The organism is Sphingobium sp. FW305-3-2-15-F-TSA7 (genome assembly GCF_058787155.1).
Window position 1 is genome coordinate 56361 of the sequence record NZ_JBYSZM010000024.1, and the last position, 11411, is coordinate 67771.

Sequence of the window (11411 nt, forward strand, 5' to 3'; positions counted from 1 at the left end):
AGAAGCTAGATTCCCGCATACGCGGGAATGACAAGGGAGAGAGGGTGGACGCTACAGCCGCCGCAGCGCCTGTGCCGGCCGAACCGACATCAGCGGCAGCGATCCGAGCAGGCCGATGCCGAGCGTGAGCACCGCGCCGGCGCCCAGCGTGCCGAGCACGACCCACCAGTCCGGCGCCCAGCCGAATTCGAACACCCGCACGATCACATACCAGGCGGCTGCGATGCCCAGGCCGAGCGAGACCGAGGCGAGCAGCGCCGCCAGCAGGCCATATTCCATCGCCTGCGCCGCCAATATCTGCCCGCGCGTCGCGCCCAGCGTCTTCAGGATGACGCTGTCATAGCTGCGCGCCTGGCGCGAGGCGGCGATCGCGCCGACCAGCACCGCGATACCCGCCAGGATCGCGACCGAGGCCGACAGCAGGATCGCGGTCGCCATCTGGTCCAGGATGGTGCGGACCTGCCCGATCACCTCGCTGACCGCGATGATCGAGGCGGAGGGGAAAGCGGCGAGCAGCGCGCGCGAGACCGGGCCGTCATGGCCTTTGTCCATGCTGATCGTCGCGGTCAGGCTGTGCGGCGCGCCCGCGAGCGCGCTGGGCGAGAAGACGAGGATATAGTTGAAGCCCATCGTGTCCCAATGGACCTCGCGTAGCGAGGCGATCCTGGCCTCGATCTCGCGGCCGAGCACGCTGACGATCAGCGTGTCGCCGACCCCGACCTTCATGATCGTCGCGGCCTCGCGATCGAGCGAGACGAGCGGCGGCCCCGCATAGCCCTTGGGCCACCAGCGGCCCTCGACCAGTTCGCTGCCCTGCGGCAGGCTTTCGCTATAGGTCACGCCGCGTTCGCCGCGCAGGAACCAGGCGCCCTCGGGCAGTTCGGCGAGATCGGCGACGCGCTGGCCGCCATAGGCGACGATCGTGCCGCGCATCGAGGGCACGATGTTCATCTCGGCCTCCGGCGCCTCGCGCCGGATCACCCCCTCGAAGCGCGCACGTTCGCCCGAGGGGATATCGAGCACGAACTGGTTGGGCGCCTTTTCGGGGACGGTGCGGGTGATCTCCGCATTCAGGCTGGTCTCGATGCCCGCGAGCGTCACGAACAGGGTGAGGGCCAGGCCGAGCGCGATGACCAGCGCGACGGTCTGCGCGCCGGGGCGATGAAGATTGGCGAGCGCCAGCCGCAGCAGCGGCCGTTTCGGGCGCGGCAGGCGCTGCGACACGCGCCGGATCGCCCACCCGATGCCAAGCAGCAGCAGCAGCACCGCGCCGACCGAGGCCAGCACGACCGCCGCGAACAGCGGCTCGCGCGCGGTACCCGTCGCCAGCGCGACGACGAGCGCGGCGAGCAGCGCGACCCAGGCGAGGGTGCGGCGATCGATCCGGGCGGCATCGTCGACGGCGGCGCGGAACAGGGCGGCGGCGGGCAATGTCCGCGCGCGGGCGAGCGGTGGCAGCGCGAAGGCGAGCGCGATCAGCGCGCCATAGGCGGCGCTGGTGGCGAGCGGCAGCGGATAGACCGCGATACCGGGCCGGACGGGCAGCAGATCCTGCGCCAGCGTGACGATTGCGATCGGCAGGATCGCGCCGAGCGCGAGGCCGCAGCCGATCGCGAGCAGCGCGACCGCGCCGATCTGCATCAGATAGATGCGCGCGATATCCACCGATGTCGCGCCCAGGATCTTGAGCGTGGCGATCCCGCTGCGCTTGAGCGTCAGATAGGATGCGACGCCGTTGCTGACCCCGATCCCTGCGATGACGAGCGCGGCGAGGCCGATGAGCGACAGGAACTGGCCCATCCGTTCGAAGAAGCGGCTGGCGCCCGGCGCGGCGCGGTCGCGATCCTTATATTCCCAGCCGGCGGAAGGATGGCTTGCCTCCAGCGCATCGACCGTTTCGGCGGGATCGCGGCCGGCGGACAGGCGCAGCCGGTATTTGCTTTCGAACAGGCTGCCGGGCTGGAGCAATTGGGTGCGGCGAAGACCCTCGAGCGAGACGATCGCGACTGGGCCGAGCGTGAAGCCCTCGCCGACGCGATCGGGCTCCTCGGCGATCAGCCCGTGGATGCGGAATTCGGCCTCGCCATAGCGCAATGTCCCGCCGGGGCGGACGAGCAGTCGATCGGAGAGGGCCTGGTCGATCAGGATCTCGTCGGGCGAGAGCGGTTTGTAGGCGGTGCCATCCGCCAGCCGCAGCGTGCCGTAGAGCGGATAGACGGTATCGACACCCTTGAGTTCGGTAAGCACGGCCGATGGCGCGCCGCCCGTGCCGGGGCCGCGCGCCATCGCCCGCGTGCGGATGGTGTCGCTGAGTCGGCCCAATTTGCCGAATTCGGCCTTTTCCGCAGCGCTCGCCTCGCGCTGGGTCATCGCGATCTCGACGTCGCCGCCCAGGATGACGCGCCCGCGCGCGGCGAGTTCGGCGGTGATCGACGCGGTCAGACTGCCGATCGCCGCCAATGTGGTGACGCCGAGCAGCAGGCAGACGAACAGCAGCCTCAGCCCGCGAAACCCCGCATGGAGATCGCGCCGTGCGATCCGCCAGCAGGCGGCCCAGCCGAGCGGGGTCATGCCGCGCGGTCCGCCACGATCAGGCCGTCGCGCATCTCCAGCACGCGATCGCAGCGCGTGGCGAGCGCGGGATCGTGCGTGATGATCACCAATGTCGCGCCCGCCGCCGCTTGCCGCGCGAACAGCAGGTCGACGATCGCGTCGCTGGTATGGCCGTCGAGATTGCCGGTGGGCTCATCGGCGAAGATGATCGTCGGCCGCGGCGCGACGGCGCGCGCAATCGCCACGCGTTGCTGCTCGCCGCCCGAAAGCTGGGCGGGATAATGGCTGAGCCGGTGGCCGAGGCCGACCGCTTCGAGTTCGGCGGCCGCGCGCGCAAAGGCGTCAGCGGCGCCGGCGAGTTCCAGCGGCACCGCGACATTCTCCAGCGCCGTCATCGTCGGCAGCAGATGGAAGGATTGCAGGACGATGCCGACGCGACCGCGCCGCGCCCGTGCCAGCGCATCCTCGTCGAGTGCGCGATAGCCGATGCCTGCCACCGTCACCTCGCCGTCGCTGGCGCGCTCCAGCCCGGAGAGGATCGCCATGAGCGATGATTTGCCCGATCCCGATGGCCCCAGGATCGCGACGCTCTGCCCGCGCGCAATATCCAGGTCGATCCCCTTGAGGATTTCGACGGGCGTTTCCTTCGATCCCAGCGTCAGCGTGACATTGCGCGCGCGGATTGCGATATCGGTGGCATCGGTATCGATCGTCATTGCTGGAGCGCGCGCCCTTGTCGTTGAAGTTTCCCCACTATGCGGTCGCAGCGCTGCTCGTCCACTCGCTCGTGGCCTGCACGTCCGAACCGCCCGCAGGCAATTTGGTGACTGCCGACGCCAATGCAACGGCACCGGCGTCGAATGCGACGGAAGACGGCGGCAAGCTGGTCGTTGCCTTCGGCGACAGCCTCTATGCCGGTTACGGCGTGCTTCCGCAGGAAAGCTTTCCCGCCGACCTGCAAAAGGCGCTGGCGGCCGACGGAATCGCGGCGACCGTCCACAATGCCGGCGTCTCGGGCGATACCAGCGCCGCCGGGCTCGCCCGGCTGGCCTTCACGCTCGACGGCTTGCCGCGCAAGCCCGATCTGGTGATCGTCGGGCTGGGCGGTAACGACATGTTGCGCGGCATCGACCCCGAACAGACGCGCGCGAACCTGACCGGGATCTGCGAGGAACTGAAGAAGCGCGGCATTGCGATCATGCTCACCGGCATGCTCGCGGCGCCCAATATGGGGGCGGACTATGCGGGCTCGTTCAACAGCATCTATCCCGACCTCGCCAAGCGCTATGGCGCGACGCTCTATCCCTTCTTCCTCGACGGGGTGGTCGGCACGCCGGCGCTGATGCTGCCCGATCATATCCACCCCAATCCGCAGGGCATCGATCGGATCGTCGGGAAAGTGGCGCCGGTCGTCGCGGGCGCGCTGGGCGATTGAGCCGATCCGGTTTCGATCGCGGAGCTGCCACGCTATGCTCTCCGCGTCGAAAAAGGCAGGTCGGTGTGGTTAGCCCGGCCCCCGTTCCAGAGTGGTTCCGAGGCAGGTGGCAACACCTGCCGGCTCGGGAACCACGACAAACTGGATAACCTGGAGGCGATCCGAACCGGATCGACTCTGGGACGGGTCTGTCCGTTGCAGACGCGACGAGTCCCGCGGCCTTGAACGTTCACGCATGGTGCGTGGGCGAGAAAAGGAGCGTGGACGATGCAACAGCAGATTTCCGTCATCACTTTGGGCATTGCCGATCTGGCACGATCGCGCCGCTTCTATGTCGATGGTTTCGGGTGGAATCCGGTCTTCGAGAATGACGAGATCATCTTCTACCAGATGAACGGCCTGATGCTCGGTACCTGGCAACAAGGATCGCTGGAGGCGGATATGCAGCGCAGCGGCCTTGTCCGCCCCGGCGCCTTCGCGCTGGCGCACAATGTCGCGACGGCCGCAGACGTGCAGCCGCTGCTCAATCGGCTGGCAGAGGCGGGCGGCATGATCCTGCGCGATGGCGATGCGCCACCGCATGGCGGCTTCCGTGGCTATGTGACCGATCCCGACGATCATTGCTGGGAAATCGCGTGGAATCCGGCCTGGACGATCGATGCCTCGGGCAAGGTGACGTTCGGGCTCTGATTGCCGCAGCACGATGACCGGAGGCCGGGCGCAAATGCCGGCCCGGCCTCCGGCATATTGCGGACAATACCAAATCTTAGACTCTTCGATCCTATCATGATCGCCGCCGTCCCCGGGAAGGTTCGCCGAAGATGTGCATGGCGATCGGCCGCGACGACATTTGGCGAACCGCGACACTCGAGGGTCTGGACGATGGCCTGGCAAGGCATGTGGAACAGGTTGGTGGCGATCATGGTGCGGCATCGCGTGAAGATCTTCGATCTGGGCTTCATCGTCCTCTTGCTGACGGTTGCCTGCCTGTTCGCATTCGAAATCGACATCTTCGAAAACCAGGGAGTGGTCTCACGACGCGAACAGACGCTCGAACTCGACGAATTGCTGGTCCTCACCACGATCGTGATGCTTGCAACGCTTTTCTACACTTGGCGCCGCGCGCGCGAGCATCAGCGCGAGAATGAGCGACGCATCGTCGCGGAAAAGGAGGTGCTGACGCTGGCGCTTCAGGATCCGCTGACCGGCCTGCCCAATCGCCGCCAATTCGACGATGCATTGAAATCGGCGCTGACGACGATTCCCGCCGCGCCCGAGGCGCATGCGATGCTGCTGCTCGATCTGAACGGTTTCAAGAAGATCAACGATCTGCATGGCCATCCCACCGGGGACCAGGTGCTGATCCATGTCGGCGCGCGGCTGATGCGTGCCGTGCGCGACGGCGATCTGGTCGCGCGGCTGGGCGGCGACGAGTTCGCGATCATCGCACGCAACGTTTCCGGCGCGGACGGTGCGACGGGCATCGCGCGCCGGATCATCGAGAATCTGACAGCGCCGATCGTGATCGGCACCACACGCCATCGGATCGGCACGGCGATCGGCATCGCATTGGCACCGCAGGATGCCGGCACTGCAGAGGAATTGCTGCGCATGGCCGATGTCGCGCTGTATCGCGCAAAATCGGAGACGAAATCGGCGGTGCGCTTTTTCGAGGCCGGGATGGACACGCACCTCCAGCAGCGCGACGAACTCGAACGGTCGCTGCTCGCAGGGCTGGACACCCACGCTTTCGGTCTTCGCTTCCAGCCCGCCGGACAGACCGATGGGCGAATTGGCGCGTTCGAGGTGCTGCCCTTCTGGCGCCATCCGACCCTGGGTCAACTCGCGCCCGAGCGATTCCTGCCGATCGCCGAAGAGATCGGGGCGCTCCAGCCGCTCGTCGAGCATTTGCTGCGCACGGCCTGCGAGACCGCCAGGCTCTGGCCCGATCATGTTCGATTATGTTTCAACCTGCCCGGCGCATTGGTCTCCGACATGGATTTCGGGCTGCGTATATTGACCGTGCTGGGCGAGACCGGCTTTTCGCCGAACCGCCTGACGCTCGAGATCGACGAAGGCGCACTGGTCCGCGATGCGGAGCACGCCCAACGGCTGCTGGTGCCGTTGCGCCGCGCCGGGATTGCGATCGTCGCCGACCATTTCGGCACGGGCTATTCCGATCTCAAGAATTTCCGCCGGTTGGAACTCGATGGCGTCAAGATCGACCGCAGCTTCGTTGCGGCGATGATGCATGATCGTCAGGCGGCGGTGATGATCAAGGCGATGATCGGCATTGCCCATGGGCTCGATCTCAAGGTCATTGCCGATGGCGTGGGCACCGAGCAGCAGCGCGCCGCGCTCGAGGCGCAGGGATGCGATCAGGCGCAGGGCCGGTTGTTCGGCGGAGCGCTCACGGCCGAGCAGGTGCTGGCGGAAGTGTCGCCGCGCCGGTCGGCAAAAGCGGGTGCCGCCGACGTTCGCTGACGGGGCTATACCGAGCTGAGATGAGCCTGACTCATCGCAGCTTGGTGAAGCCCGCGCGGCGCTTGAGCGTTCCAAGGTGCGGATGCGTCAGCATCCCTGCACCTTGGTATTACTGCCTGTTCTGGAGCGCCGCTTCGCTCTTGTCCTCGATTTGCCGCGCTTTGTCTTCGCCGCTTTTGACGATCGCATCGGCCGTTTTCTCATCCACTGCGGCGCGGTTCTCCAACGCGTTGCCTTGGGCGCCGCCGATCCGGACCGCTTCGCCGTTCAGAAGATCCGCTTGCTCTTCGAGCGCGCCGGCGCGGACATCGGCGTCATGTTCGGCATTTTTCCGCATTGGCGGTCGCCGCCACTTCCTGATTGTCGAGATCGGCCGCGGGTTTGCCGCACGCGGCGAGCAGCGCCAGCGCCGCGAAGCCGGCATATCGCGAATATGAGGTCATGAGCATCTCCCGCCATGTGGATGGACCATGTTCGACATCAAAGCTTGCGACATCGTTATCGCGTTCTTTCGGCCGGGGGTGCCGCAAGCTGGTCCGTTCCGGATCTTGCGCTTTCAGCGTACCGGCCAGAAGGCCAGGATCAGCGGCACGCCGACGATCAGGACGAGCAGGCTGAGCGGTGCGCCCAGCCGCGCATAATCGCCGAACCGGTAGCCGCCCGGCCCCATCACCAGCGTGTTGCACTGGTGTCCGATCGGCGTGAGGAAATCGCAGCCCGCGCCCACCGCGACCGCCATCAGGAACGCATCGGGGCGCATCTGCAGATCCTGTGCGAATGTGGCGGCGATCGGGGCCATCACCAGCACGGTCGCGGCGTTGTTGAGAAAGGGCGTCACCGCCATCGCCGCGACCAGGATCAGCGCGACCGCTCCCCATGGCGGCAGCGTGACGGCGGTCGCGGAGAGCCAGTTGGCGATCAACTCGGTCCCGCCCGTCGTCTGCAAGGCTTCGCTGACCGGGATCAGCGCGCCCAGCATGATGAGGATCGGCCATTCGATATGGGCATAGGCTTCACGCACGGGCAGTGCGCCGGTCAGCATGACGAGCGCCGCGGCACCGAAGAATGCGACCGCGACCGGGACGAGGCCCGTCGCCGTCAGCGCCATTGCCGCCGCGAGGATCGCGATCGGCAGGAAGCGTTGCCGCGCACTCCCCAGGCGCAGCGGCCGCTCGGCGAGCGGCAGGCAGCCGAGCGTGCGGAGCTGTTCGGGCAGCGTGTCGAGCGCACCCTGCAACACGATGACGTCGCCGGCGCGCAGCATCGTATTGCCGAGCCCGCGCACCAGCCGGTCGCCCGAACGCGAGATGGCGAGCAGATTGACGCCATAGTGGTCATGGAGCGCGACCTTCTCCGCCGCGCGACCGATCAGCACCGAATCGGCGGTCACCACCGCCTCGATCACACCGACATCCGCCGCGGCGGTTTCGGTCACGAGGGCGCGATCCTGTCCGGCCAGAGCCAGGCCATTCGCTGCGATCGCGCGTTCCAGCGCGTCGGGCTCGCCCTTCATCACCAGCGTGTCGCCGTCCTTCAACACGATCCGGCCCGACGGCGCCTCGCGCTTGCCGTCGCCGCGTAACAGGCCGGTCAGCTCCACATCGCCGAGATCATGTCTGAATGCAGCCACGGTCCGGCCCGCGAGGGGCGAACCTTCGACAATGGTCGCCTCGGTCGTATAATCCTGGATATCGAGCGCTTCGCCCATGGTCGGCGCCGCGCGCCGGTCGCGCGGCAGCATGCGATAGCCGAAGCGCAGGAATATGATGCCGACCAGCGCGAGGCCGAGACCCACCGGCGTATAATCGAACATCGCGAACGGCTCGCCGGTCATCTCTTCACGGACACGCGACACGATGATGTTGGGCGATGTGCCGACCAGCGTGATCAGGCCGCCGAGCAGCGATCCGAACGCCATCGGCATCAGGAAGACCGACGGCGACACGTCGGACCGTTTCGCCAGGCGAAAGGCAGAGGGCATCAGGATCGCGAGCGCACCGATATTCTTGACCAATGCGGAGAGAAAGGTGACCGACGAGACCAGGATGGTCAGCTGCCAGCGCACGCGGGTGATGCCGGCGGTCAGCCGGATGAGCGTCCGTTCGATGATCCCCGACCGGGCGACCGCGGCGCTGACGACAAGCGCGCTCGCGACGATGATGACGATATCGTCGCTAAAGCCCGAAAAGGCCTGCTTCGCGGGGACCGTGCCCGCCGCGATCGAGGCGAGCAGCGCAAGGATCGCGACGAGATCATAGCGAAGGCGTCCCCAGATGAAGAGCAGCATCATGCCCGCGAGGATTGCGAATGCGAGCATCTGGGGTTGGGTCATCGCGGCTCCGGACGGGCAAGCGCGACCGGACGGCCCCGCCCGAAGCTAAACGCCCCGGGCGGGAAATTGGTCCCGATAAAAGCGGGTTAGTCCAGGATCAGTTCCGCCATGGCGTCGACGATGGCATCGGCATCGAGGCGATAGGTGCGGTACAGATCGGGCAGGTCGCCGGTCTGGCCGAACCGGTCGAGGCCGAGCGGGCTGACCCGGTGGCCGCGTACGCCGCCGAGCCAGGCGAGCGATGTCGGGCTGCCGTCGATCACCGTCACCAGCGATGCGTCGCGCGCCAGACGGCCGAGAAGCGCATCGGCGTGCGATGCGCCGGCCTTGCCCTTCGTCCAGCGATTGGCACGCTGCGCGGACCAGCCGCGCTGCAGCAGGTCCGGCGAGGTGACGTTGAGCAGGCCGATGCCCGGCAGATCCTCGCTGAGCTGTTCCCAGGCGGCAAGCGCCTCCGGCATGATCGCGCCCGTCGCGATGATCGCGTGTGCCGCGCCTTCGCCGGGCTCCTTCAGCCAGTATCCGCCATTCAATGCGTCGTCGCGCCAGCCCGTGCCGGTGCGCTCCACCTGATCGAGGGTGCGCGTGGTCAGGCGCAGATAGACCGAGCCGCCGCCGTCGGCCTGCATATGGTCGAACGCCCATTCCATCATCGCGGCGAGCTCGTCGGCATAAGCGGGCTCGAAATAGGTGAGGCCCGGCTGGCCGATGCCGATCAGCGGCGTGTTGATCGACTGGTGTGCGCCGCCCTCCGGCCCGAGCGTCAGGCCCGACGGGGTGGCGACGAGCAGGAAGCGCGCATCCTGGTAACAGCCATAGTTGAGCACATCGAGGCCGCGCGAGATGAAGGGATCATAGACCGTGCCGATCGGCAGCAGCCGCGTGCCGAACAGCGGCGCGGCCAGGCCGAGCGCGGCGAGCGTCAGGAACAGATTCTGCTCGGCGATGCCCAGTTCGACATGCTGGCCGGCGCCATGGCCGATCCATTTCTGCGCCGAAGGGATACGCGCGAGCTGGAAGACATCCTTCAGCTCCTGCCGGCGGAACAGCCCACGCTGGTTCACCCAGGCGCCGAGATTGGTGGAAACCGTGACGTCGGGTGAGGTCGTGACGATATGGTCGGCGATCGGATGGCCCGATTTGGACAGGTCGAGCAGGATGCGTCCGAACGCCGCCTGCGTCGATTGCTCGGCGCCCTCGGGCACCGGGATCGCGGGCACGGGAACCGCGGGCGCGGCCTCCGCCCGGTTCGCCGCGCCCAGCGGCGACGCATCGACAAACGCCTTGAGTTCGGCGGCGGCATTGTCGCCAAGCCCGGCATAGGGCGCCCATTCGTCGCCCTCGGCGATGCCCAGGCCCTGGCGCAGCGCCTCGACCTGATTCGGGTTCATCAGCCCGGCATGATTGTCCTTGTGGCCGGCGAAAGGCAGGCCATAGCCTTTGACGGTATAGGCGATGAACACCGTCGGCCGGTCGTCCTGCGCGCGGTCGAACGCCTCGGCCAGCGATTCGGCGCAATGGCCGCCCAGATTGGTCATGAGCTGCGACAGCGCCGCATCATCATAGCTGGCGATCAGCGCCGCCACCTTGGGATCGGCGCCGATGTCGCGCATCAGCCGTTCGCGCCAGGCGCCGCCGCCCTGATAGGTGAGTGCCGCATATTCGGCATTGGGGCAGGTATCGATCCATTGCTCGATCGCCTTGCCGCCGGGCCGCGCGAACGCCGCCTTTTGCAGCTTGCCGTGCTTCAGCGTGACGACGCGCCAGCCGCAGGTTTCGAAGATATCGTCGAAGCGGCGGAACATGCGGTCCGCTGTCGTCGCGTCGAGCGACTGACGATTATAGTCGATGATCCACCAGCAATTGCGGATGTCGTGCTTGTAACCCTCGATCAGGCATTCGTAGATATTGCCTTCGTCGAGTTCGGCATCGCCCATCAGCGCGATCATGCGGCCCGCCTTTTCGGGGGCGAGGCGGCCATGCGCGATCAGATAATCCTGCACCAGGCTGGCAAAGGCGGTGATGCCGACGCCGAGGCCCACCGATCCGGTCGAGAAATCGACGGGAATCCTGTCCTTGGTGCGGCTGGGATAGCTTTGCGCGCCGCCAAGCCCGCGAAAGCGCTGAAGCTGATCAAGGCTCTGGTTGCCCAGCATATAATGGATGGCGTGGAGCAGCGGACCGGCATGCGGCTTCACCGCGACCTTGTCGTTGGGGCCGAGCGCGTGGAAATAGAGCGTCGACATGATCGTCGACATCGATGCGCAGCTCGCCTGGTGCCCGCCGACCTTCAGCCCGTCGCGGCTGTCGCGCAGATGATTGGCATTGTGGATCGTCCAGGCCGATAGCCAGCGCAGCCGCGCGTCGATCCATTCGAGATAGGTGACCCGCCGTGCCCGTTCGGCACGCGCTGCGGAGCTTTCGATACGGGTCTTCGAAGGGGCCATGGTCGGGTTCCGTAAAAAGGACGCTAAACCTGTCCTAATCCGTGGAACTCGAATGCATCAACTTGAATCGTCATTTCGAGTGGTGAGGCGTGTGCGCAAGTTTTGGATACTCCATTCTTTCTTGTCATTCCCGCGAAAGCAGGAATCCAGCTTTTCCGGG

At 66.6% G+C, this 11411-nt stretch carries 9 protein-coding genes; 3 read left to right on the forward strand and 6 right to left on the reverse strand.

Annotated features, from left to right (window positions below; genetic code table 11):
* Positions 1 to 51: 51 nt before the first annotated feature.
* Together AC3WN8_RS18720 and AC3WN8_RS18725 are read right to left on the reverse strand one after the other, a co-directional pair.
* Positions 52 to 2571, reverse strand: a complete 2520-nt coding sequence (locus tag AC3WN8_RS18720) for an ABC transporter permease (RefSeq protein WP_492670989.1) — start codon at positions 2569 to 2571, stop codon at positions 52 to 54.
* Entirely contained in the window at positions 2568 to 3269 is a 702-nt protein-coding gene (locus AC3WN8_RS18725; RefSeq protein WP_492670990.1) for an ABC transporter ATP-binding protein, read from the reverse strand. Before AC3WN8_RS18725 ends, AC3WN8_RS18720 begins: the two co-directional genes overlap by 4 nt.
* Before the next feature lie 17 nt (positions 3270 to 3286).
* Between AC3WN8_RS18725 and AC3WN8_RS18730 the strand changes: the two genes are divergently transcribed.
* The 3 genes from AC3WN8_RS18730 to AC3WN8_RS18740 all read left to right on the forward strand — a co-directional run bounded on the left by AC3WN8_RS18730 (position 3287) and on the right by AC3WN8_RS18740 (position 6472).
* Positions 3287 to 3988, forward strand: a complete 702-nt coding sequence (locus tag AC3WN8_RS18730; RefSeq protein WP_492670991.1) for an arylesterase — start codon at positions 3287 to 3289, stop codon at positions 3986 to 3988.
* A 267-nt stretch (positions 3989 to 4255) separates the two neighbouring features.
* On the forward strand, positions 4256 to 4678 hold the full coding sequence (locus tag AC3WN8_RS18735) for a VOC family protein (RefSeq protein ID WP_492670992.1): 423 nt from the start codon (positions 4256 to 4258) through the stop codon (positions 4676 to 4678).
* A 192-nt stretch (positions 4679 to 4870) separates the two neighbouring features.
* Complete coding sequence (locus tag AC3WN8_RS18740) at positions 4871 to 6472, forward strand: putative bifunctional diguanylate cyclase/phosphodiesterase (RefSeq protein ID WP_492670993.1); 1602 nt, start codon at positions 4871 to 4873, stop codon at positions 6470 to 6472.
* Between the two features lie 109 nt (positions 6473 to 6581).
* Here the strand turns inward: AC3WN8_RS18740 and AC3WN8_RS18745 are convergent, their stop codons facing one another.
* From AC3WN8_RS18745 to AC3WN8_RS18760, 4 genes are all read right to left on the reverse strand, one after another.
* Positions 6582 to 6809: a hypothetical protein gene (locus tag AC3WN8_RS18745; RefSeq protein ID WP_492670994.1), complete on the reverse strand. Its 228-nt coding sequence runs from the start codon at positions 6807 to 6809 to the stop codon at positions 6582 to 6584.
* Positions 6787 to 6915, reverse strand: coding sequence for a hypothetical protein (locus AC3WN8_RS18750; protein ID WP_492670995.1), 129 nt, complete (start codon positions 6913 to 6915; stop codon positions 6787 to 6789). Before AC3WN8_RS18750 ends, AC3WN8_RS18745 begins: the two co-directional genes overlap by 23 nt.
* 113 nt (positions 6916 to 7028) lie before the next feature.
* A complete protein-coding gene (locus tag AC3WN8_RS18755; protein ID WP_492670996.1) occupies positions 7029 to 8804 on the reverse strand; it encodes an SLC13 family permease in 1776 nt (591 codons plus the stop codon).
* A gap of 86 nt (positions 8805 to 8890) precedes the next feature.
* Entirely contained in the window at positions 8891 to 11251 is a 2361-nt protein-coding gene (locus AC3WN8_RS18760) for a thiamine pyrophosphate-binding protein (protein WP_492670997.1), read from the reverse strand.
* Positions 11252 to 11411 lie beyond the last annotated feature (160 nt).

What these genes read in the sequence shown, in the direction of transcription:
- AC3WN8_RS18720 (WP_492670989.1), bottom strand. Translation starts at nt 2,571, where the DNA reads ATGACCCCGCTCGGCTGGGCCGCCTGCTGGCGGATCGCACGGCGCGAT.
- AC3WN8_RS18725 (WP_492670990.1), bottom strand. Translation starts at nt 3,269, where the DNA reads ATGACGATCGATACCGATGCCACCGATATCGCAATCCGCGCGCGCAAT.
- AC3WN8_RS18735 (WP_492670992.1), top strand. Translation starts at nt 4,256, where the DNA reads ATGCAACAGCAGATTTCCGTCATCACTTTGGGCATTGCCGATCTGGCA.
- AC3WN8_RS18740 (WP_492670993.1), top strand. Translation starts at nt 4,871, where the DNA reads ATGGCCTGGCAAGGCATGTGGAACAGGTTGGTGGCGATCATGGTGCGG.
- AC3WN8_RS18745 (WP_492670994.1), bottom strand. Translation starts at nt 6,809, where the DNA reads ATGCGGAAAAATGCCGAACATGACGCCGATGTCCGCGCCGGCGCGCTC.
- AC3WN8_RS18750 (WP_492670995.1), bottom strand. Translation starts at nt 6,915, where the DNA reads ATGACCTCATATTCGCGATATGCCGGCTTCGCGGCGCTGGCGCTGCTC.
- AC3WN8_RS18755 (WP_492670996.1), bottom strand. Translation starts at nt 8,804, where the DNA reads ATGACCCAACCCCAGATGCTCGCATTCGCAATCCTCGCGGGCATGATG.
- AC3WN8_RS18760 (WP_492670997.1), bottom strand. Translation starts at nt 11,251, where the DNA reads ATGGCCCCTTCGAAGACCCGTATCGAAAGCTCCGCAGCGCGTGCCGAA.